19 protein-coding genes are annotated in these 23,417 nt (G+C 40.6%); 5 read left to right on the top strand and 14 right to left on the bottom strand.

Annotated elements, in window-relative coordinates; genetic code table 11:
* Positions 1-234: 234 nt before the first annotated feature.
* The 3 genes from arfA to PX700_RS05975 all read right to left on the bottom strand — a co-directional run bounded on the left by arfA (position 235) and on the right by PX700_RS05975 (position 4,387).
* Entirely contained in the window at positions 235-435 is a 201-nt protein-coding gene (gene arfA, locus PX700_RS05985) for an alternative ribosome rescue factor ArfA (RefSeq protein ID WP_479520175.1), read from the bottom strand.
* 216 nt (positions 436-651) lie between these two features.
* Positions 652-3,180 (bottom strand): TonB-dependent receptor plug domain-containing protein, encoded by a 2,529-nt coding sequence (locus tag PX700_RS05980; RefSeq protein ID WP_415638751.1) that lies wholly within the window; start codon positions 3,178-3,180, stop codon positions 652-654.
* Positions 3,181-3,433: 253 nt separating this feature from the next.
* Positions 3,434-4,387, bottom strand: a complete 954-nt coding sequence (locus PX700_RS05975; RefSeq protein WP_479520174.1) for a sensor histidine kinase — start codon at positions 4,385-4,387, stop codon at positions 3,434-3,436.
* 200 nt (positions 4,388-4,587) lie between these two features.
* On the opposite strand from PX700_RS05975, the gene nosR reads away from it, so the two are divergent.
* The gene (gene nosR, locus PX700_RS05970) at positions 4,588-5,916 is read left to right on the top strand and encodes a response regulator c-di-GMP phosphodiesterase, NosR family (protein ID WP_415638750.1); all 1,329 of its coding nucleotides are present in this window, start codon (positions 4,588-4,590) and stop codon (positions 5,914-5,916) included.
* A gap of 74 nt (positions 5,917-5,990) precedes the next feature.
* Positions 5,991-7,010 carry a ferrochelatase gene (gene hemH / locus PX700_RS05965; protein ID WP_479520173.1) on the top strand — a complete coding sequence of 340 codons (1,020 nt, stop codon included), beginning with the start codon at positions 5,991-5,993 and terminating at the stop codon, positions 7,008-7,010.
* Between the two features lie 849 nt (positions 7,011-7,859).
* Here the strand turns inward: hemH and PX700_RS05960 are convergent.
* From PX700_RS05960 to arfB, 4 genes are all read right to left on the bottom strand, one after another.
* Positions 7,860-8,180, bottom strand: a complete 321-nt coding sequence (locus tag PX700_RS05960; protein WP_415638748.1) for a hypothetical protein — start codon at positions 8,178-8,180, stop codon at positions 7,860-7,862.
* Positions 8,181-8,189: 9 nt separating this feature from the next.
* A complete protein-coding gene (locus PX700_RS05955) occupies positions 8,190-8,933 on the bottom strand; it encodes a nuclear transport factor 2 family protein (RefSeq protein WP_415638747.1) in 744 nt (247 codons plus the stop codon).
* Between the two features lie 251 nt (positions 8,934-9,184).
* Positions 9,185-9,928, bottom strand: coding sequence for a ferredoxin--NADP reductase (locus PX700_RS05950; RefSeq protein ID WP_479520172.1), 744 nt, complete (start codon positions 9,926-9,928; stop codon positions 9,185-9,187).
* 454 nt (positions 9,929-10,382) lie between these two features.
* Entirely contained in the window at positions 10,383-10,796 is a 414-nt protein-coding gene (arfB, locus tag PX700_RS05945) for an alternative ribosome rescue aminoacyl-tRNA hydrolase ArfB (RefSeq protein WP_024599421.1), read from the bottom strand.
* Positions 10,797-10,988: 192 nt separating this feature from the next.
* On the opposite strand from arfB, the gene PX700_RS05940 reads away from it, so the two are divergent.
* Positions 10,989-11,561, top strand: coding sequence for a short-chain dehydrogenase (locus tag PX700_RS05940; protein ID WP_479520171.1), 573 nt, complete (start codon positions 10,989-10,991; stop codon positions 11,559-11,561).
* A 227-nt stretch (positions 11,562-11,788) separates the two neighbouring features.
* Here PX700_RS05940 and PX700_RS05935 read toward each other — a convergent pair whose 3' ends face one another.
* Genes PX700_RS05935 through PX700_RS05915 form a run of 5 tightly spaced genes read right to left on the bottom strand, consistent with a single transcriptional unit; the run spans position 11,789 to position 16,389 of the window.
* On the bottom strand, positions 11,789-12,535 hold the full coding sequence (locus PX700_RS05935) for an SDR family oxidoreductase (RefSeq protein ID WP_479520170.1): 747 nt from the start codon (positions 12,533-12,535) through the stop codon (positions 11,789-11,791).
* A 12-nt stretch (positions 12,536-12,547) separates the two neighbouring features.
* Complete coding sequence (locus PX700_RS05930) at positions 12,548-13,252, bottom strand: histidine phosphatase family protein (protein WP_479520169.1); 705 nt, start codon at positions 13,250-13,252, stop codon at positions 12,548-12,550.
* Positions 13,252-14,325, bottom strand: a complete 1,074-nt coding sequence (locus PX700_RS05925) for a phosphotransferase family protein (protein ID WP_479520168.1) — start codon at positions 14,323-14,325, stop codon at positions 13,252-13,254. The genes PX700_RS05930 and PX700_RS05925 overlap by 1 nt, the downstream gene beginning before the upstream one ends.
* A 12-nt stretch (positions 14,326-14,337) precedes the next feature.
* Positions 14,338-15,159 carry an SDR family oxidoreductase gene (locus PX700_RS05920; protein ID WP_479520167.1) on the bottom strand — a complete coding sequence of 274 codons (822 nt, stop codon included), beginning with the start codon at positions 15,157-15,159 and terminating at the stop codon, positions 14,338-14,340.
* Between the two features lie 9 nt (positions 15,160-15,168).
* Positions 15,169-16,389, bottom strand: a complete 1,221-nt coding sequence (locus PX700_RS05915; RefSeq protein WP_479520166.1) for an acyl-CoA dehydrogenase family protein — start codon at positions 16,387-16,389, stop codon at positions 15,169-15,171.
* Positions 16,390-16,502: 113 nt separating this feature from the next.
* On the opposite strand from PX700_RS05915, the gene PX700_RS05910 reads away from it, so the two are divergent.
* Positions 16,503-17,411 carry a LysR family transcriptional regulator gene (locus tag PX700_RS05910; protein WP_479520165.1) on the top strand — a complete coding sequence of 303 codons (909 nt, stop codon included), beginning with the start codon at positions 16,503-16,505 and terminating at the stop codon, positions 17,409-17,411.
* 541 nt (positions 17,412-17,952) lie between these two features.
* On the opposite strand, the gene katG is transcribed toward PX700_RS05910, so the two are convergent.
* Entirely contained in the window at positions 17,953-20,133 is a 2,181-nt protein-coding gene (gene katG / locus PX700_RS05905; protein ID WP_479520164.1) for a catalase/peroxidase HPI, read from the bottom strand.
* A gap of 793 nt (positions 20,134-20,926) precedes the next feature.
* Between katG and PX700_RS05900 the strand changes: the two genes are divergently transcribed.
* A complete protein-coding gene (locus PX700_RS05900) occupies positions 20,927-21,817 on the top strand; it encodes a tetratricopeptide repeat protein (RefSeq protein WP_166421803.1) in 891 nt (296 codons plus the stop codon).
* A gap of 1,339 nt (positions 21,818-23,156) precedes the next feature.
* On the opposite strand, the gene PX700_RS05895 is transcribed toward PX700_RS05900, so the two are convergent.
* The gene (locus PX700_RS05895; RefSeq protein WP_479520163.1) at positions 23,157-23,357 is read right to left on the bottom strand and encodes a hypothetical protein; all 201 of its coding nucleotides are present in this window, start codon (positions 23,355-23,357) and stop codon (positions 23,157-23,159) included.
* Positions 23,358-23,417: the final 60 nt, after the last annotated feature.

The following is a 23,417-nucleotide window of genomic DNA, read 5'->3' as shown; positions in this document are numbered from 1 at the left end:
CTGTAGACGCGCTGCTTGCAGGCGTTTAAAAACGCAGTTTTTACAAGATTATTAAACCACACATGCATTGACTCCTACTCTTATATACAAGGTAATTAGAAGCTGCGCTTCTCGCGTGAGCAAGCTCTACGCCTACCGTAAAAATTTAACGCTGTGGTTTATTTAACTTGTAGACGCGCTGCTTGCTTGAGTAAGTAAACAGCTCTTACAAAAGCCCTATTTGATCGGTGCTATTTAAGCCGCGATTAAATAGGACTCTTGTCCTGAATGTTTGTTGCTGCGTTTAAACGAACCTTTGCCTTTTTTAGCTTTAACCACTTGTGGTTTAAATAATTTAGAGGTGACCATCGCCGCTAGTGCATTGTGGTTTATCACGCCTCGCCCTGTGTCTACCGCGCTGTTGTTTGCGGTTTTTGCTTTAGATTTTTTAGTCATATATTTCCTATAAACTAATGGTTATTTTAAGTTAAACTTGGATTCAAATAATAAATGGGCTTTTATATCAGCCTATTTATGAGATGGCGATTGTAGGCTTAATTTTCAACCGCGCAAGTATTTTTAATGTTCAACAGGTATTTTTTTAATAATAAAAAAGCATAAAAAAAGCGCAGTTAGTAACTGCGCTCAATATTGTTTTAACCTGCTTACAAATTAAAAACTAAAGCTTACTTTTGCATAGTACGTTCTGCCGTCAAAGCCGTATGGCAATGCGCGTACAGGGTATTTAAATGCCCCATTTGTTATGGCATTAAGTACTTCGTCATCACCTAACTCGTCTGGTGTTTCGTCAAATACGTTATCGGCACCTACCGAAAGGGCAAACATGTCGTTAATTTGGTAGCTTACGTTTAAATCAACTAACACAGCAGATTCAACTGTACTCGTTGGCTTAAACGAGCCATCTGTTGCAAGCTCTATATGATCGTTACCAAAGTATTTTACGTCTGTTTCGCCAAAGTAGTTAAAGCGAAGTGTTGATGTATACGCGTCGCGCTCGAAATCAAACGTAAGTGTTGCACGCTCACTAGGTTGTCCGTCTGTAAAAAAGCTACGTTGTAGGTCATCAAATGCAACTGCTTCAGGAATACCGTCTTCTGCATTTACGCCGTCAATTTTAGTGTCGTTTAGGTTACCGGCAAAGGTTACACCTAAATTACCACCGTCAACTTCTGTACGGTACGATGCAATAATATCAACGCCTTGCGTAGTTGAGTCAACCGAGTTTGAGAAGTAGTTAGCTTGTACTGCTCCCGTTGCTTGTAGCGCTGCAACAGCTTCTGAGCTAAACGATACGTCGTCAGCGGTAAGTAAGCTGCCAAGTGTAATGCGGTCTTCAATTTCTACGCGGTAAAAATCAACTGTTAACGAAAGCTCGCTTGTTACATCGTAAACAAAACCTGCACTGTAGTTTGTTGAGGTTTCAAGCTTTAAGCTATCTACACCTAACGCACTTGGAAAAGCGGTACCAGTGTTTGCTGTAAACGACTGCGTTAATGTGCCGTCTGAGCCTAGGTTAGTTGTGAAAGCTGTATAACCACTTTGTTGAAGCGATGGCGCTCTAAAACCAGTAGATACTGCGCCACGTACTGCAAAGTCATCTGAAAATTCATAACGTGTTGCTAATTTACCAATTAAATCGTCACCCGCATCTGAGAAGTCTTCATAGCGTAGCGCACCACTTACATTCCATGCGTCGGTGATCATGGTTTCTACATCTACATATACGGCATAGCTGTTGCGGTCGCTATCGTTAGCCGCCTCTGGGCGTAGGCCGTTATAAGCTTGAAAACCACACTGTGCAAATTGATTCGGATCGTTAACCGATGGGTACGAAGTATCCATATTTGCTAATCCACACGCGTATGATGCTTCATCGCCAGGCACTATTTCGTAGTTTTCTTTACGATACTCAGCGCCTACCGTTACATATAAAGGTTCGCTACGACCAATATCTACAATACCGTTTACATCAAGGTTAACCGTTGTTTGATCAAATCTAAACCCACCTGAATAGCCACCACTTGGGCCTGAATTTGCTGCAATGTCAGCATCGCTTGCACCTGGGTTATTAAATAAATACTCAGCTGCGTAAGAAGCGTTTAATGTATTACGTGATGTAAAGTCGTATTGGTTTTCGCCGTAAACGGCCGATACGTCGTAATTCCAATCGGTATTTATATCGCCTTTAAAACCTACCGCTACTGAAATATCTTGTGCTTCGTTATAAATGCGCGGTAAAAACCCATCGCTGTACACTTGTGTTACGTTTTTAGAGGCTTCGTTAAAGTTACGGTAAAAACCATTACCTAGTGCAGTACGCTCAGAGTAACCACCAAACGAGTAAAGTTCGCCGTCGCCCATTGGTAATGCCATGTTGTAAAATAACGATGTAAATTCGCTTTCTGAATTACCTTGGCCCCAGCGTACATCTTCACTAAGTGTGCCTGGTTCAACATTAAGCGAGCCACCGGTATCGCGCTCTGCACGGTTAGTGCCGTCTGCGTCGCGGTACTCAAGCGATAAGTTAATAAAACCGCCTTCGTTACCTAGTTCAAAACCACGGTTTAAACCTGCTGAAATAGTATCGCCGTCACCTTCACTTGTACCACCGTACTGTACAAAACCAGTTGTAATACCGGTTGAGTTATTAAGTGATAAGTTAATTACGCCTGCAATTGCATCTGAGCCATACTGCGCTGCTGCGCCGTCGCGTAATACTTCAACGCCTTTAAGGGCCGTTAGCGGAATGGCATTCATATCGGTACCCGCAGCACCTGCGCCTACTGTACCGTTAAGACCAAAAATTGATTGGTTATGACGACGTTTGCCATTTACCAATACAAGAGTTTGATCTGGCTGTAAGCCACGAAGTGTTGCAGGTCTAAATAAATCTGAACCATCTGATACTTGTGTACGCGAAAAGTTAAATGAAGGCGCTGTAGCTTGCAGGCTCTGGCCAAGTTCTGTGAAACCACCTTTGGTTAAATCATCAGCGTCAATTAAATCAATTGGAGAAGAAGATTCTGTAGAAGTACGGTTAGATACACGCGACCCCAATACAGAGATTTGCTCAATGTTCTTAGCTGCTTGCACTGGTGCTTCTTGTGCACTAACAATGCTTGGTGCACTAAAGGCAAAAGCAATGGCTACAGCGAGTGTGTTTAAACGGTGTGTTGGCATAGTGACGACCCTGTTTTTTTATGTTCTTATAATATGTGTAAAGCTATGGTACCCATAACCTGTTGCAAACATCCTAGCAACATATGCAAACAAAAAGAAATGAAAAAAACTAAATATTTGGTCTAAGTATGCAAATAAACTTAAAGATAAGGAAAAACCACATCAAATCGCTTAAAATAAGCACTACAAGAGGATTGAATTTCAAAAATTAGAATGGCAACAATTTATTTACATTAAGCTTTTGTTAGTTTATTTATACTTTTAAAGGTAATAGGCAGCGGATGGTCGTACCTGTCCCTAATGTGCTGCTAACTTCTATTTTTCCATCATGATCACGTACCATAGCGTATACAAGTGTCATGCCCATTCCTGTGCCTTTACCCACCTCTTTGGTGGTATAAAATGGGTCGAACATATGCTCAATTGTGTCCTCACTCATCCCGCAGCCATTGTCTTTTACCTCAAGGCAAATATTTGTGTCTATTTCAAAAATATTCACTTCAATAATGCAGGCTTTTTCTAAATCACGCTCACACGCTTGCCATGCGTTCATTAATAGATTTACAAAAATTTGATTAATAGACGATAAATTACACCAAACAAAGGGGAGTGGTTCAAACCGCGTTTTTATTTCGCATAACTTAAGCTTGTTATTTAATAACCTTAAAGCATTGTTAGCACCCGTTGTTACATCGGTTAGCTGTTTATTTTGTGAGGAGGTGGGGTGAGCAAAGTTTAATAGGTCATGCACAATTTGTTTTATTCGTTTGAGGCCTTCAACGCTGTCGTTAACTTGCTCCTGTAAATTGTTATAAAGCCACGCGTACGGATACTGTAAATTGAGTATGTCGATTTCGTGTTTAAAACGGCTCTCTTTAATTTCATTATTTAAATATTGCTCGTTAAGCTTTAACAGCGCAACAAGCAAAGGGCTGGAATTTTGTAGGCTTTCTATATTACTCATTGCATAGGCAAGAGGGGTATTTATTTCGTGTGCAACACCAGCGCTAAGTGTACCTAGGGTCGCCATTTTTTCTGTTTGAACAAATAGGGTTTGTTGGCGTTCTAGGTCGGCTACTTTTTTTTGTAATTCGTTATTTATGGCAACTAAAACGGTGCTTTTATCTTTGAGTAATTGCTCTGCAGCTAAGCGCAATTTTTGCTCGTTTAAAAAAGCTTGTTCAAAATTACCATCTGATCCATCCATTCCTTTCATCCATATAGATAACTTTATACTTAACGTTTAGTCGTCTACATGCAAATTTGCAACTTTAGTGTGAGCATTTATCTACTTATAGATAATAACCACATTAGGTGACTCCTACTCTATATAAAAGGTAAGTATAAACAGGTCACGGATGTTTTTTTAAGCTATTATTTATCCAGAAGTAATTTAAAGGCGACCCAATGACTCAAGTAACACCAAGCACACCGATAAATCAGGTTGATGTACTTTGCATTGATGATGATGAAATAGTACTACGCACGTTAACACGACTACTTGAAGTAAATGGTCTGTCGGTTATTGTTTGCGATAATCCGCAGAGTGCACTATCGCTTTTTAAAAATCATGAATTTGGTTTAATTATTAGCGATATGCGCATGCCAGTCATGAGCGGTGCAGAGTTTTTAGAAAAAGCACGCGCGTTGGCTCCCGACACCCAGCGTATTTTGTTAACCGGTTACGCTGACATACAAACTACGCTAGCGGCTGTTAATCAGGGGCAAATAAATGGTTATATTCAAAAGCCTTGGCAAAACGATTTATTACTTCGTAGCATTAAAGATAGCCTTGAAAAATTTGCACTAAAAAAACAAAACCAAAAATTAGAAGCACAAGTTAAATTGCAAAACCAAGAGCTGCTAGAGCTTAATAACACGCTAGAGCAACGAGTAGAAAAACGCACAGTGCAAATCAAACAGGTTTTAAAAAAGCTTGAAGACGCTAACGAGCGCGAAAAACAAGAGCATAAATCGACCGTAGAGCTGCTTTATAATTTTATTAACGCAAACCCTTATTTAGATGGCAATAAAGCACAAAACATTGCTGATACCTGCACACAAATTGCGCTTTATTTAAACCTGTCGCAAAAAAGCATTGATCTGGCCCCTATGGCAGGTTATTTGGCACAAATAGGTTTGCTTGCTATGGACCCCGATCTTTACAAAAAGCCAGTAAATCGCTTAAATGAGCAACAACGCAAAACATTTTATACTCACCCAAGCACTGCACAATTAATGTTAATGCCGGCAATACATTTACATGACTTGTCGGATGCTATTTATTATCAGTTTGAACGCTTTAATGGTAATGGTATGCCCAAAGGCCTTGCCGGAAACGACATACCTATAGGTGCTATGGTGCTGGGTTTAGCGCGCGATTATTGGGATGCGTTTGAACAAAGTAATGCCAGTGATGAAAAGCAGCGCCACGATGACGCGCTCGAAAGTGTAAAGCTTTATAGCGGATCGTTTTATCATCCTAAAATTGTACGTGCACTTGAAGCAAGCCATGCAAAACTAAACGAGAAAAAAAGTACCGCCGGATCAATACTAATTTGTAATGCCCAAGAGCTCAAAGAGCAAATGATACTTGGCCATGCCCTACACAGCCATGCGGGTATAATGTTGCTGCCTAAAGGCCATGTATTTAGCTCTAAATCGATAGATAAACTGCAGCAGCTAGAGTCAAAAAAACCAACCCCATTTAGAATAATGGTTAAAACAGCTAAATGATTGATCTAAACAGCAGTTTTTTTCGTTACAATAGGCTTAAAATAAACTAATAAATTTGCTTGAAGGAGCACTCTGTGTCGCGATTTTCTGCAGTTACCGACAACCCCCACGACGGACGTTTTAATCAAAAGACGGGAATACTGCTTACTAACTTAGGTAGCCCAGATGCACCAACAGCTGCTGCGCTTCGTACATATTTGCGCGAGTTTTTATCAGATCCTCGTATAGTAGAAATACCACGCCTAGTATGGATGATAATACTTCACGGTATTATTTTGCGTGTGCGTCCTAAACGTTCAGCTAAATTATATAAAAGCATATGGACCGAAAACGGCTCGCCGCTTACGCATATTACTCGCCAACAAAGCGTTAAGTTAAATACCTTACTAAAAGAGCAAGGTTATACTAATACTGAAGTAGTTATGGCTATGCGTTATGGTAACCCGTCAATAGAGGCTGGCCTTGAAGAGCTTCGTGATAAAGGCTTAACGCGCATAATTATATTGCCAATGTATCCGCAATATTCAAGCCCAACAACGGGTTCAACGTTTGATGCCGTGTCGAGCGTACTACGTAAATGGCGCTGGGTGCCAGAGCTTCATTTTATTAATGGCTATCATAAAAACCCCCGTTATATAGAATCCCTTGCTAATAGTATTAGTGAGGATTTAGAAGCGAATGGTATGCCACAAAAAATTGTTTTTTCGTATCACGGAATGCCCAAGTTATTTTTAGAGCGAGGCGACCCGTACCATTGCTTATGTTTACAAACCACGCGTTTAGTTGTCGAAAAACTAGGCCTTGATAAAGACAAAGTTATTAGTACTTTTCAAAGTCGATTTGGTAAAGCCGAGTGGTTAAAGCCTTATACCGACGCGACCCTTGAAGCCCTGCCTGATGAGGGTATTACTGATGTAGCTATTATCAGCCCTGCTTTTAGCGCCGATTGCCTAGAAACACTTGAAGAGCTAGAAGGCGAAAACCGTGAAATATTCGAAAATGCAGGCGGCAAAAAATACCGTTACATAGCGGCACTAAACGACAGAGACGATCACATAGACGCAGTGTTTGATGTTATAAAACCGATGTTGTAAATCTGGTTTATAAAAGCGTATAGCTATAAATAATTCGTATTAAGCGGTGTTAAAATTAACACCGCTTTTTTGTTTTAAGGTTTTAAGGCTTTAAGGTTTTAGATTAAGTAATTAGAAGCTGCACTTCTCGTGCGAGCAAGCTCTGCGCCTACGCGGAAAACTTGGCGCTGTGGTTTGATTTGACTTGTAGACGCGCTGCTTGCAGGCGTTTAAAAACGTAGTTTTTAAGATGAGTGATTAAGGAATTAGAAGCTACGCTTCTCGCGCGAGCAAGCTCTGCGCCTACGTGGCAAACTTAACACTGTGTTTAATTTAACTTGTAGACGCGCTGCTTGCAGGCGTTTAAAAACGTAGTTTTTAAGATGAGTGATTAAGGAATTAGAAGCTACGCTTCGCGCGCGAGCAAGCTCTGCGCCTACGCGGAAAGCTTAACACCGTGTTTAATTTAACCTGTAGACGCGCTGCTTGCAGGCGCTTAAAAACGCAGTTTTTAAGATGAGTGATTAAGAAATTAGAAGCTTCGCTTCTCGCGTGAGCAAGCTCTGCGCCTACCACAAAACTTAACACTGTGTTTAATTTAACCTGTAGACGCGCTGCTTGCAGGCGTTTAAAAGCAACGCTTTTACAAAATAATTAAACCACACATACATTAACTCCTACTTCTATATACAAAGTAATTAGAAGCTACGCTTCTCGCGTGAGCAAGCTCTACGCCTACGCGGAAAACTTAACACTGTGTTTAATTTAACTTGTAGACGCGCTGCTTGCAGGCGTTTAAAAACGTAGTTTTTAATAAATACTTACGATTAAAATAGTTTTGGGGAATACCTAAGCAATAGTAATTAGACGCTATCGCTTAAAGTATAAATCAATGGCTTTGCTGAGGAGCTCATCGAGCTGTTCTTCAAATTTTTCTATATCAATATCAAAATGCTTTAAGTACGCACTAGCCTGAGCAAGTGATAAATTACGGCTGTTAACGCTGTATTGTCGCTCGTCTATGGTTTTATCGTAACGAGGTAAAAATACAAATTGGCCATAAAAGGGAGATTTAATATGCTTGTTTGCAAAACGACAAAAATCTTCAATATACTCACCCCCTTCAGGACCGAGGCAACCGGGCTCAATGCGATACATTAAGCGAATTTTTTTGTCGTCATTTATTTGCATGTAAATCCTTTATCTAAAAAACAGTACTCTTACTATTTTTCCGTCTTTAATTTGGTAACTCGAAATCAGTTCTGAGCGTTTATCAACTACTTTTTCGTCAGTTGAGCAGGTTTCTGATAGTTCGTGATCAATCACTATATCACCGTGCACTATGCGTTTAATTGGTGATGAGTGTATACACTTTAACTTTTTAAACATTAGCCCGTAACGTTCTATTAGTTTTTCTTTACCTTTAAATAATAACTCATTAGGGAAAATATAAAACTCAACATCTTCGGCATATACACGAAGAAACTCTTCAATGTTACGTGCGTTATATGCTTTAACTAACTGCTCTACTACCGCAAGTGATTCGCGCGATTGTTTAGCTTTAGTTTGCTGCTTAACTGTTAGCGCTTCTTTTGCTTGCGTAACTGCTTTTTCAGCTTCGGCTACAGCGACTGCTTTTTCTATTTTATTTTTAGGCTTTTCAGCAGGTTTAATTTGCTCGTTACCTAATACTTTTGAATCGTCTGGTTTAGTCGTATCGATAACTGGCTTTTTAAGCTCTGGCGCTTTGTATTCAAGCGTATTTACTTTGTCGTCAGTGTTGGGCTGAGCCACTGGTTGCTCAGTTTCAACTTTTGGTTTTTCGACGTTTGCTTGAGCTTCAACTTGCGGCTCTTTTTGCTCAGGCTCGCTTTGTTCTGCAGCATAAGTAATAAGCGCGACGGTAGTGATTAATGAGGCAAAAATAATAGATAACGGTTTCATAACTTTCCTAAAATGAACACTAAACACGTGTAATACCAATTGCATTAAATAAGTGATCTATTATAGCGTCAAGAAAATAGCACAATAACAAGGCGAAAATTGTGACATATAGTTGTTCTATATGAATAATTTTTAACACAGTTAGTGAGTCATTTAATGCGATAGAATGATCATATTTTTGATAAAATTGGTATAAGGGTGCAACATAGCAAATTTTAACGTTATCGGGTAGTTAATACCACTACTGTAGCTTACCAGTACTGCTCTACGGTAATATTGCCGGGATTTTTACGACGGTTGCGCGTGAAGTTTTTATCGAGAAGTAGCGCGGTTGTGTCTTTTACCATTTGTGGGTTTCCACAAATCATAAATTGCGCGTTACTAGGAGCTGGGTTTAATTTTACATGTTCAAACAAGCTATTATTTTCAACAGCGTTTGTGATTCGCCCGCTTAAACCTTGTAATGGCTCTTCTCTACTAACAACGGGAATATAATTGAGCTGCTCGGGGTAAACTCTTAATAGCTCGTTAATAAGTGCCTGATAGCTTAAATCGTTATTAAAACGCACACCATGCACTAAGTTTATGCTTTTGTATTTTTTCCATACATCGGGTTGTTGTAATATCGATAAAAAAGGCCCTATGGCGGTACCTGTTCCTAACATCCAAAGCTGATCACTTTGTGGTATTTCATCAAGAGTAAAAAAGCCTGTAGCGTGTTGCTCTATAAGTACGGTTTCGCCGGGCTGTAATTTAGCTAAACACGGGGATAGTAAACCGTCAATAACGTTAATTAGATAAAACTCAAGATCGGGATTTTCAGGAGCATTTACATAGGAGTAAGCTCGAGCAATACGTTTGTCGCCATCCATTATCGAAAGCTTTGTAAACTGCCCTGCTTTAAATGGCTCTACGTTTGCATTTACGGTTAGGCTAAAGAGCGTTTCGCTCCACCACGTTACGCTTTTTACTGTTGCTTCAACCCAGTTTGACATATTTACCCCCGTGGTTTAGCTAGTTATACCAACTCGCAATAATACCTAATCAATTTGAGGGATTAAACCGCACGTTAACTTCGTTAAAAACTTCTCATATAGAACAACTAAATAGCGAAATTTTTGCCTTGTTATCGACACGGTTTTCTTACTTCAAAATAGACAACTTAATTAAGCGAATTGGTATTAAGTTTTAAATGACTCACTCAAAGTGAATTTTATTTATAAACATTAGCATTAAGTGACAAAGACTTACAGCTTTACGTGTCAGTAAAAAGTTGTGCTTATAAGTTAGATTTTATAATAGCTAGTGTGTGATGTTGTGAGCGCAAAGCTGACTCATCCAAGAAGTGTAATTTTTTGATTATTTAACCATTTTAAAAACGGCGTTTTTAAACGTCTGTATGCCGTAGGTTATAAAATCCTACGGCTACTTTATTGATTTTGTTTAAAACTAAAACTTTATGTTGCCGCGTAGCGCTTTGTTTTGGCCATGTTTGGTTTTTTTATCCATACGTTTGCGCTGTGAATTACGGCTAGGCTTGGTGGCGCGGCGCGCCTTATTGACAACCGTGGCACTAAGAATTAAATCTTTTAAACGTTTAAGCGCATCTTCGCGGTTTAGCTCTTGCGTGCGATGGCTTTGCGCTTTAATTATTAAAACGCCCTCTTTGGTGATTCTTGAATCGTTTAAGGCTAGCAAACGCTCTTTGTAAAAATCAGGCAATTTAGAGCGGTTAATATCAAAGCGTAAATGAATGGCACTTGCGACTTTGTTAACATTTTGACCACCGGCACCTTGCGAACGAATAGCCGTAAGCTCTAGTTCCCATTCATCGATAGTGACAGTATTTGAAATTGTTAACATTGTGTTCAGCTCTATTTGTCAAAAATGTATTATATCATCTGTACATTGACTTGTGGTGAATCAACTAAAATCTTAGAACTTAAGTAAATTCTCATAACTTGTACTATAAAATCCGCTAATACACTGTTTTGTGTTGGCAAGCGCCGTTAATTAGTTTTTAATTGGCGCAACTTTAATACTAGGAAATGCCCAATGAAAAAAATACTTGTATCACTTAGCTTATTAGCAATGAGTTTCTCAAGCCTCGCAGAAGATATTAATGAAGGCCAACTTCAAAGCTACATGAAAGCTCTGCCAGCTGTAACGAGCTGGGCAAGCAGCCAAGAGTCTTTAAAAGACTTAGACTTAGCAAGTATGCTAGGCGGCTCTGCTGATCAAAGTGTTGGTGAGCAAAGCTCGCTCGCTAATAGCGCATTAAGCATGATTAAAGAGCAAGAGCTGTACAAAAGCTTCGCGGATGTTACAAACAGTTATGGTTTTACACCAGAGCAACTAGTAACTGTAGGTTCTGAAGTATCAATGGCTTATATCGAAAATCTTAAATCGGGCCTTTCTGCTGATAACCAAGAAACTGCAACTAAAGTAATGGGCGGCCTGCAAAGCCTTAAAAGTGCTAAAGATAGTGGCGCTAGCTCGTTAATGGGTTCGTTTGGTAAATCATCAAGCGCAGCTGCGGAGTCTACGGATTCTTTAGTAAGCGAAAGCAACCTTGAACTTGTGAGCGAATACATGCCACAACTACAAAAGCTTTTTGCACTTCTATAAGTTTTATTGTTTTACAAAAAAGGTGGCTGTTGCCACCTTTTTTAATGCCTAATTTATATTTCATACCAATCTGCATAAATCTTTGATCAATTTAACGAATTAAATTTCACTATAGCGTCGTTAAAAAAATTATTTATAACAACTAGATACAAAATTTTTGCCTAGTTCTAGCGTAATTTTCTTAACGTTAAATAGACCCCGTATATAAGCAGACTGGTATTATAAAATCACGACATTTTACGAATTGTACTTAACGGCGCTATACGTAAAATCCAATGTAAAAAAGACCACGGCCACGTTGGCACAAAGCTGTTGGCTTTTTCTTTATTGATGGCTTTTACTAATGCTTTACAGCCTGTTTCGGTATCGACAATAAAGGGCACTGTTTTTACTTTTTCGTTTATTTCACTTCTAATAAAACCAGGATGTACACAACTTACTTTTATTGGTGTATTCATTACATCGATACGTATACCTTCGCTTAATGAGGTAATAGCTGCTTTAGTGGCAGCATAAACTGTCATCGCTCGTCTAAAACCACGCACAGCACTAATTGACGAAATAGTGACTAAATGTCCATGATTTTGTGCTCTAAAAATTTCCATTGCGGCTTCGGCCTGTGCAAGTGCTGCTATAAAGTTAGTTTCGGCGGTTTGCTTATTGGCATTAAAATAGCCGGTACCAATAGAGGCGCCTTTACCCATACCCGCATTTATAATAACTCGGTCAAGGCCGTTAAGCTCTTCGTTAAAGGCTTTAAATACACTAAACACTTGCTCGTGGTTGTTAACGTCGAGTACTTTTATACTAATGGTTATATTAGGATTTACTTGCTCAAGTTCTGCCTTTAGCTGCTCTAATAATTCAAAGCGGCGAGCGCATAAAGCAAGATTACACCCTTGTTTAGCAAACTCTTTCGCCATCCCTTTGCCTAAGCCTGAACTTGCACCTGTTATAAGTATATTTTTGCGCATTGTATTTGCTCCTTAGGTATAGGTAATTAGTTTTTGTTGTGGATATTGCTCTAAAAAGTGATGTTCGTTTAAGCTGCTTATGCCCAGCTTACGATTTTCACCTTTGCCGCGCGCGACCACTTTAGTAACACCTGCATTTACTAGGCTCCAATTAATATCAATAAAGCGATCAAGCTTTAGCCCCATTAAATGGCTGGTAATAATGCTAATAGGCCCGCCTGAAGTATAAATAATCACTTTTTTGCCATCACGCTGTTTGGCTATTTGTTCAAGCGCGCCGAGTACTCGGGCACTAAAGGCATTAAAGCTTTCGTTATAGAGAGTGCTGTCGGGATTAAGTACCCATTGCTCTATGGCGCTAATAAATACCGTTTTAAAATACTCCATGGGGTCGGCTTGTTTGCTAAGTACCGCACGTAGTTGGCTTGGAGTTGCAAGGTTTGGGTTATAAACCGCTAAAATATGCTCGTGATCGTACTCATTTAAGCGCGCATCATTTACTACAACAGGTGCATTGTTAAGGGCAGCTAAACTCAGTTCGGCAGTTTGATTATGGCGTAGCATTGTGCCTGCAATAATAGCATCAGGCGTTAGCTGTTTTTGCGCTAAATATTCGCCAAGTAAGCTCGCTTGCTGTTGCCCTTTTACCGATAGCTTGTCGTAGTCATCAGCCGAAAAGCTGGCCTGTCCGTGGCGTACTAAATATAAAATGCACATTAGGCTTTGCCTTGATTTTTAATCGCTTTATTACAACGCCATAAAAGGTAATGTACAAATACCCAAAAGTTTTTAAACGCAGGGTTTTTAGTTTGTCCGTGGTGATAACGATAATAAATTTGCTGCACTATGCCGGCGAGTCTAAATAAGCCATACACTTCGTAAAAGGTAAAATCGTCTACCGTTATATCCATTTTTTTACAGTAATAAGCGACAACTTCTTTATGGGTAAGCATGCCTTTTAAATGAGTTGGTTGGCGCCGTGTAGCTTGTGCTAAAAAGTCATCTCCGGGTTCTACCCAGTAAGCAAGTGTATTGCCTAAATCCATTAATGGGTCGCCAAGCGTTGCAAGCTCCCAATCTAAAATGCCCAGTACTTTTGTGTAGTCGTTGGCATCGAGTACGACGTTATCAAACCTAAAATCGTTATGGGTTATACAAATGCGCTCATGGCTTGGCATGTTGTTTTCAAGCCATTTAATGACTTTTTTACCACTTGGTACATTCCATGTTTTAGCTTTTGTAAAACGCTCGCTCCACCCACTAATTTGGCGCTGTGTGTAACCCTCGCCTTTACCTAAGTGACTTAAATTAGCGTGCTTATAATCTACCTTATGTAGCTCAACTAGGCAGTCGAGTACATTTTCGCAAAGCTGTTTTGTGCGCTCGGGCGTTACAGTTAAGTCGCGCGGTAAGTTTTTACGCGGGATAATGCCAGTGAGTTTTTCCATAACGTAAAAGTCGGTACCGAGTATGCTTTCATCGTCGCAAAAAGCTTCCATGCGAGGCACATAACTGTAAACCGGTTTTAGCGCATGTTGTAGTTTGTATTCGCGGCCCATATCGTGCGCACCTTTGGCTTTAGTGCCTTTTGGCGCGCGGCGTAAAATAAGTGATTGCTCTGGGTAGTCTAGGCAATAAGTCCAGTTTGACGCGCCACCTGCATATTGGGTAACACTTGGCTCGCCAGTTAAATGTGTAATGTGCTGTTTAAGCCAGGCATCTACTTTTTGTGTGTCGAGCTCTTCGCCTTGGCGCACGCTTTTGGCTTGATCTAATAATTGTGTGTTCATTGTTTGCCTTTATTATTTTGATTTTAAACGTTGCATAGAGCGTGTTTTTTTCAGCATACTTTTAATGTACCACTCAACGGGAAGAAGCTTTTTCATTAAAAAGGCTTGTTTACCTAATTTATGGGTCAAAATTAAAAACGGGCGCTTAAGCGATTGCTTATGAATAATATCAGCAACTTGCTCTGCGGTAATTGGCGAGCGCTCAAACGCGCGGTTTAGCATTGTTTGCATAGCTGGTTCGCTGGTGCGCATTGATTCATCAAGATTAGTTTTAAAAAAGCTGGGGCACACTACACTTACATCTATATTGTCGTAGGCAAGTTCGAGCTTTAAGGTTTCACTAAAACTGACAACCGCTGCTTTTACCGCATTGTAGCTACTCATAAAGGGAATAGGAGTAAGCCCTGCTTGTGAGGCAATATTAATAAAGTAGCCTTTGCCTTGCTGTTTAAATACCGGATAAAACGTTTTGCACACCCGCACCATTGAGAGCAAATTAATATCCATAATCCACTGCCATTGCTCAAGTGACTCCCCTTCAAGCGAACCGCCAGTAGCAACGCCTGCATTGTTTACAACTATATCAACCCCTTGCCACTTGGTTTGAATGATATCGCAAAGGCTTTCTAGATCAGTTTGCTTTGTTATATCGCAGGCATAAAAAAAGGCATCAGCTTTTAATGCTTGCAGCTCGGCAATTGTGACGGCTGCGCGCTCGGCGTTTATATCGGCAATGCAAATTTGTAAATTGGCACCTAGGTTATTGGCGTAACTAAGTGCTAATGCTTTGCCAAGCCCTGTGGCTCCACCTGTTATTATTAGTCTTGTTTTCATGTGGTGGCCTTAGCGGTATTTGTTAAGTTCGAGGCGCGAAACCATGCCCATATGTACTTCGTCGGGGCCATCGGCAAGGCGTAAAATGCGTCCCATTGCATTAAACGATGCAATAGGAAAGTCGCTCGACACTCCTGCACCGCCAAATACTTGCATTGCCATATCTGACACCATTTGCAGCATATTGGGCACCACTACTTTTATACTCGATATTTCGGTCATTGCGTGTTTAACGCCTTGAGTATCTATTTTCCATGCCGCATGTAGGGTTAATAATCGCGCTTGATCTATCGCCATTCGCGCTTGCGCTACGCGCTCTAAATTGCCCCCTAATTTAAGTAGTGGTTTACCAAAGGCGCTGCGCGATAGTCCGCGCTTAATCATAAGTTCTAAACAACGCTCTGCAGCACCAATTGCGCGCATGCAATGATGAATACGCCCTGGCCCTAAACGCCCTTGAGCAATGGCAAAGCCTTTACCTAAACCTAAAATAAGATTTTGCTTTGGCACTCGTACATTATTAAATTCCATTTCACCGTGGCCGTACGGCGCATCAAAATCACCACAAGCACTTAGCATGCGTTTAATATTTACCCCTGTTGTACTTAATGGCACTAACACCATTGAATGTTGACTGTGTTTATCGTTTTCAGGATTAGAAAGCCCCATAAAAATAGCCACTTGCGCATTAGGATGACCAAGGCCTGTGGTCCACCACTTTTTACCGTTTAAAATAAGCTCGTCGCCATCAACATCTATGGTAGCTTGCATATTGGTTGCATCTGAGGAGGCAACGTCGGGTTCGGTCATGGCAAATACAGAGCGTATTTCACCGTTTAGTAATGGGGTTAGCCACTGTTGTTTTTGCTCATCGTTTGCAAAATGATACAGCACTTCCATGTTACCGGTGTCGGGGGCGTTGCAGTTAAATACTTCTGAGGCAAATAGACATTTACCCATTTGCTCAGCAATAGGTGCGTACTCTAAACAGCTTAAACCTTGTGCTAAATGCTCATCAGGTAAAAATAAATTCCATAACCCGGCCTCTTTTGCTTTAGCTTTTAATGGCTCAATGTGTTCACTTAGCTGCCAAGTGGTCCAATCGCTTGAGTTATTTTTAGCATGGTTATGCTCAACAACGGCTTGCTCAATAGGCAATACGTGTTCATCCATAAAGGCTGTTACGCGCTTTAGGTAGTCTTGGCTTTTTTTGCTTGGTTCAAAGTTCATGGGGTAACCTGTTTATTTTTATTTAACCCAGCATAAAACATTCGCCTCAATGAATTAAATGAAATATATTACCAATCAAGTGTGAATATAATTCATAGTATAAGCGGGTAATAATGATAGAAGCTAAACACATTCAGCAACTCGATTTAAATTTACTTAAAATTTTTGAGTGTTTGTACTTTGAAAAAAACATGAGCGAAACAGCAAAAGTACTGTACATAACGCCTTCTGCAGTAAGCCATGCCATTAAACGCCTGCGCAGTGTATTGAACGATCCATTATTTGAGCGCCAAGGGCAGTTAATGCTACCCACCCCTGCATGCCAGCGCATGGCACCTGCGCTAATAGATTTACTTGAAAAGTTACGACAAGTATTGCAAGCCTGTGGCGACTTTGATTTAACCACTACCGCACAAACGTTTAAAATAGCGCTGCACGATGCTATTGAGCCAATAGTGCTGCCTAAATTGCAATTAATACTGGCAAAACATGCCCCAAAGGCAAACCTTGCGAGCGTTAAGTTAAACCGCGACGATATGCACAAGCAACTGGCTAATCATCAAATTGATATGGCGATAGATGTAGCACGGCCAATAAAAGCGCCCATTAGCCATGCTGTGCTTTCGAGTGATCATTTTTGTGTATTAATGAAAAAAGATCACCCGCTTAAAAACCAATTAAATATTGATAATTACTTAAGCGCCAAACATGTAGCGGTTTCAAACAGAGCAACGGGGACAGTAATTGAAGATATTGCATTGCTGCAATTGAGCTTAAACCGAGAAGTGGCGATACGCTGCCAAACCTATTTTGCAGCAAAAGAGGTTATAAAAAACTCGCCATTCTTACTTACTCTACCTTCAATGATAGCGAGTCAGTTACTTGATGAAACATTAATAGCTCGCCCTGTGCCAACCACCATGCCTGCTATTTACCAGCATTTATATTGGCACCAAAACACCGATAAAGACGATGCCTTAATGTGGTTACGCAACCAAGTAGAGGGTATATTTAAGCGTTAGCCGAAGGGTTTTATTTGAAGTTCAGTAATTAGAAGCTGCACTTCTCGCGCGAGCAAGCTCTGCGCCTACGTGGAAAACTTAACGCTGTGGTTTAATTTAACCTGTAGACGCGCTGCTTGCAGGCGTTTAAAAACGCAGTTTTTAGGATGTTAGGTTCAATAATTAGAAGCGCTTCTCGCGGAAGCTCTGCGCCTACGCGGAAAACTTAACGCTGTGGTTTAATCTAACTTGTAAACGCGCTGCTTGCTGGCGTTTAAAAACGCAGTTTTTAAGATGAGTGATTAAGGAATTAGAAGCTGCGCTTCTCACGGAAGCTCTGCGCCTACGTGGCAAACTTAACGCTGTAGTTTAATTTAACTTGTAGACGCGCTGCTTGCAGGCGTTTAAAAACGCAGTTTTTAAGATGGTTTTAGGTTAAGTAATTAGAAGCTGTGCTTCTAGCGGAAGCTCTGCGCTTATCTCAAATAATTTATAACCAATATTAAATTTATAAAAAAGGGGGAGTAAATTATTACTCCCCCTTTTATTATGACCGTGTAGATTATTTAAGATCGAACCTATCGGCGTTCATTACTTTTACCCATGCATTTACAAAGTCATGTACGAAACGTTCTTTGTTGTCGTCTTGTGCATAAAACTCAGCCAATGCGCGTAATATAGAGTTTGAACCAAATACTAAATCAACGCGAGTCGCAGTCCATTTAGTAGTGCCACTTTTACGCTCTACTATATTGTATAAGCCTTTTTGAGTTGGCTCCCAACGGTTTGACATGTCAGTTAAGTTTACAAAGAAGTCGTTGGTTAATGAGCCAACGTTATTTGTAAATACGCCATGTTCGCTACCTGCATAGTTAGTTCCTAGTACGCGCATACCACCAATAAGCACCGACATTTCTGGTGCACTTAACCCCATTAACTGGCTGCGCTCTAGTAATAACTCTTCAGCTGATACTGCGTAATCTTTTTTCAGCCAGTTTCTAAAACCATCGTGAATGGGTTCTAGTACATCAAACGATTCTGCATCAGTCATTTCATCTGTTGCATCTCCTCGACCTGATGCAAACGGCACGTTTACATCAACACCGGATTGTTTCGCAGCTTGCTCAACAGCAGCTGTACCACCTAAAACAATTAAGTCGGCGATGCTAACAGGTTTACTCAAGCCAGCTTGCACTTTTTCAAGCGCACTAAGTACTGATGCTAAGCGCTCAGGCTCATTACCTTGCCAATTTTTTTGCGGTGCTAAACGAATGCGTGCACCATTTGCGCCACCGCGTTTATCAGAACCACGATAAGTACGTGCGCTATCCCAAGCTGTATTTATTAAATCAGCGGCACTAACACCACAATTTAATAATGTCGTTTTTAAATTGCTAATTTCGTCGTCTGTTAATGTGTAATCAACGGTTGGAATTGGATCTTGCCAAATTAAGTCTTCGCTTGGTACGTCGGCACCTAAGTAACATGATTTAGGACCTAAATCGCGGTGAGTTAGTTTAAACCAGGCACGTGCAAACACATCTGAAAAGTATTCAAAGTCGTTATTAAAACGCTCAATAATTTTACGGTACGTTGGGTCCACTTTCATCGCCATATCGGCATCAGTCATCATTGGGTTTAAACGAATTGATGAATCTTCTACATCAACAGGTTTGTCTTCTTCTTTAATATTAATAGGCTCCCACTGATGAGCGCCTGCTGGGCTTTTAGTGAGTTCCCATTCGTAGGTTAATAAAAGCTTACAGTATTCGTTATCCCATTGTGTTGGGTGCGTAGTCCATGCGCCTTCTACGCCTGATGTAACTGTATCGCGGCCAATACCACGTGTTGTAGTGTTATTCCAACCAAGGCCTTGTTCGTGTACGTCAGCAGCTTCTGGCTCTGGGCCTAAGTTTTCTGCTTTGCCATTACCATGTGCTTTACCTACTGTGTGCCCGCCTACCGTTAATGCAGCGGTTTCTTCGTCATCCATTGCCATACGTGCAAAAGTTTCGCGAATTTGAGCCGCTGTTTTAAGTGGATCGGGTATACCGTTAACACCTTCAGGGTTTACATAAATTAAGCCCATTTGTACTGCGGCTAATGGGTTTTCCATGGTGTCTGGTTTATCCACGCTACTGTAACGTTCGTCACTTGGCGCTAACCATTCTTTTTCGGCTCCCCAGTAAACGTCTTTTTCAGGATGCCAAATATCTTCTCGGCCTCCGGCAAAACCAAAGGTTTTTAAGCCCATTGATTCGTATGCCATGGTGCCTGCTAAAATAATTAAGTCGGCCCATGAAAGCTTGTTACCGTATTTTTTCTTTATTGGCCAAAGTAAGCGACGTGCTTTGTCGAGGTTACCGTTATCTGGCCATGAATTTAGTGGCGCAAAACGTTGATTACCTGTACCACCGCCCCCTCTACCATCGGCTAAACGGTAAGAGCCCGCTGAATGCCATGCTAAACGAATCATTAAACCGCCGTAATGCCCCCAATCGGCTGGCCACCAATCTTGGCTGTCGGTCATTAAGCTTTTTACGTCTGTTTTTAGCGCGTCAAGATCGATTGATTTGAATGCTTCGGCATAATTGAAGTCGCTGCTATATGGGTTTGATTTAGTGTCGTGCTGATGAAGGATGTCTAAGTTAAGTGAGTTTGGCCACCAATCTGTATTACTTTTAGAAGTAACAGTATTACTGCCATGCATTACAGGGCACTGGCCCGCTTTTGGGTTGCTCATTCTGGAATCCTTATAATAGAAAAGTAAAATACTTAATCAATCAGTATTGTTGTTTATGTATTTATAACTTTTTAAAAAGTAACGGTTATTTTTATTTAATCGGCTTACTTATTATTTAGTGTGCCTGCCTAAACACTTATGTATCCTTAATATAGGCGCATAAATTATGCTACGCCAGCCTCAACGTACTATTTAAAACGATTGCTTCGATTTATATTTTTAATTGGTCGGTCTTTAGCTAATTATGTATTTAAAAATAGGTTTACAGTCACGTTTTAAATAATAGTAAAACTAAATTTGATGACGCTCGTATAAAGTATTGCGTAGGCTAAAAATGTAAAATCAAAAAAGTTAACCTTAATCTTTTTACTAGACCTGTGATCGAATTGAAAAATTTCGCCGTAATGGTATGTGAAGGGTTTGAAAGTGGCTTTAATTTATTCAAAGCGCACATTGGAATACCCCCCTTCACCATGAAATTGTAGTTATATAGTTATAAAGGTGCATTACTTAAGCCCAATGCACCTTTACTTTATAACGAATACCCTGAGTATTCTTATATTTTTAACTGATTGAATTGAGTTAAGTATTTGTTCAGAAAGATTCAGTTAGTATGAAGTTGTTCTCCTGTGAATCCCTACGACATATTGTTGTTTTAAGCAGTTTTAGCCAGCTCATTTTGAGCTGGTTTTTTTTGCCTCTTTTTTGCTTAAACTAACTTTTGTGTAAACCTAGTGCCTTTAAGCCCTGCATGTTAAAGTTATTGCAGTAATTAATTTAATTAGGCGTACCAATGCGTTATTACCTATCTACACTTTTTGTTTGTTTAACTTTTTTTTCGGGCATAGTAAATTCTGCTGAACAAAAACCTGCAGCTCCTACACCGCAACAAGAACAACAAGCCCTTGGACAACTTAAAGAGTCTATGTATAAACCGCTGATGGAGCGCTACATACTCGACGAGCTAAAAGCGGTAAGACAAGATCAACAAAAACTCCGTGAGGATGTAACTAAGCAAGTTACCCATGCGCAACTTGATACCGCCGATCGTGCATTAACGTACACAACAGACACTATTAACAATGTATTTTTTATAATTACCGCTACAGCATCTATTTTGGTTTTAGTAGGTTGGAACTCGCTACGCGATGTTAAAAACAAAGTAGAAGATATTGTAAATACGCGTGTAAGTGTAATTACTGACGAGTATGAAGACCGATTAAAAATTCTTGAAGAAAAGCTACGCGTACGCTCTGAAGAAATACTCAGTAACCAAGAACGTATCTCAGTTACCAACGAGGTTCATTCGTTATGGATGCGTGCCAATTTAGAAAGTGATTTTGCTAATAAAATTGAAATATTTGATGAAATCTTAAAACGTAAGCCAGAAGATGTTGAAGCCATTGCTTATAAAGCCGATGCGTTACTAGAAATAAACGAAACAGCACAAGCCATTGAGCTGTGTAATCAAGCCATTGATATAGATAGTGATTACGGTTATGCCTACTGGCAACGAGCATGTGCTTACGCACTTACACATAAGCATGCTGATGCATTAGCCGACATTAAAATGGCTCTTGATTATTCACCTAACTTACGTAACGAGCTATTACATGAGAGTGCATTTGCAAGCCTACATGACAACGACAGCTTTAATACAATAGTGGCTGGTGAAGTAGTTTAAGCACTAAGTATTTGGCCTGTTTGATTAGGCACAACATCATAAAAAGGGCCTTGGCCCTTTTTTTGTTTTTAAAGGTTAAGTTTGTTGTGTAATTAAGTAATTAGAAGCTTCGCTTCTCGCGCGAGCAAGCTCTGCGCCTACGCGGGGAAACTTAACGCTTTGGGTTAAATTTACTTACTGACCGCGCTGCTTGCAGGCGTTTAAAAACGCAGTTTTTAAGATGGTGGTAAAGTAATTAGAAGCTTCGCTTCTCACGGAAGCTCTGCGCCTACGCGGGGAAACTTAACGCTGTGGGTTAAATTCACTTGTAGACGCGCTGCTTGCAGGCGTTTAAAAACGCAGTTTTTAAGATGGTGGTAAAGTGATTAGAAGCTTCGCTTCTCACGGAAGCTCTGCGCCTACGTGGGGAAACTTAACGCTGTGGGTTAAATTCACTTGTAGACGCGCTGCTTGCAGGCGTTTAAAAACGCAGTTTTTAAGATGGTGGTAAAGTGATTAGAAGCTTCGCTTCTCGCGTGAGCAAGCTCTCCGCCTACGTGGCAAACTTAACGCTGTGGGTTAAATTCACTTGTAGACGCGCTGCTTGCAGGCGTTTAAAAGCATAGCTTTTAGAATGGGTGATTAAGTAATTAGAAGCTGCGCTTCTCGCGCGAGCAAGCTCTGCGCCTACGCGGGGGAACTTAACGCTGTGGGTTAAATTTACTTGTAGACGCGCTGCTTGCAGGCGTTTAAAAACGAAGTTTTTAAAATTAGTGATTAGGTAATTAGAAGCTTTGCTTCTCGCGTGAGCAAGCTCTTCGCCTACCCACAAACTTAACTCAGTGGTTTAATTTAACCTGTAGACGCGCTGCTTGCAGGCGTTTAAAAACGTAGTTTTTAGGATGAGTAATTAAGTAATTAGAAGCTACGCTTTTCGCGCGAGCAAGCTCTGCGCCTACGCGGGGAAACTTAACGCTGTGGTTTGATTTAACTTGTAGACGCGCTGCTTGCAGGCGTTTAAAAACGTAGTTTTTAGGATGAGTAATTAAGTAATTAGAAGCTTCGCTTCTCGCGCGAGCAAGCTCTGCGCCTACGCGGGGGAACTTAACGCTTTGGGTTAAATTTACTTACTGACCGCGCTGCTTGCAGGCGTTTAAAAACGCAGTTTTTAAGATGGTGGTAAAGTAATTAGAAGCTACGCTTCTCGCGCGAGCAAGCTCTGCGCCTACGCCGGGAAACTTAACGCTGTGGGTTAAATTCACTTACTGACGCGCTGCTTGCAGGCGTTTAAAAACGTAGTTTTTAGGATGGGTGATTAAGTAATGAGAAGCTTCGCCTCTCGCGTGAGCAAGCTCTCCGCCTACAACAAAACTTTAACCCCGCGGTTTAATTTAACCAGTTGACGCACTGCTTTCTGGCGTTTAAAAATGTAGTTTTTAGGATGGGTAATTAAATAATGAGAAGCTTCGCCTCTCGCGCGAGCAAGCTCTGCGCCTACAACACAGCGGATCACGTCAAAATGCGATGCAATATTGTATGGTGGCTCATTTCCTTCAGGCATAAAAAAAGCCGCATAAAATGCGGCTTTGGAGGTTTAGTCTCACTTCACTTTGGGCGTGTC

This window comes from Pseudoalteromonas sp. TP27 (genome assembly GCF_056470645.1).
Note: the sequence above shows the minus strand (reverse complement) of the source record. Positions and strands in the feature narration are given on the sequence as shown.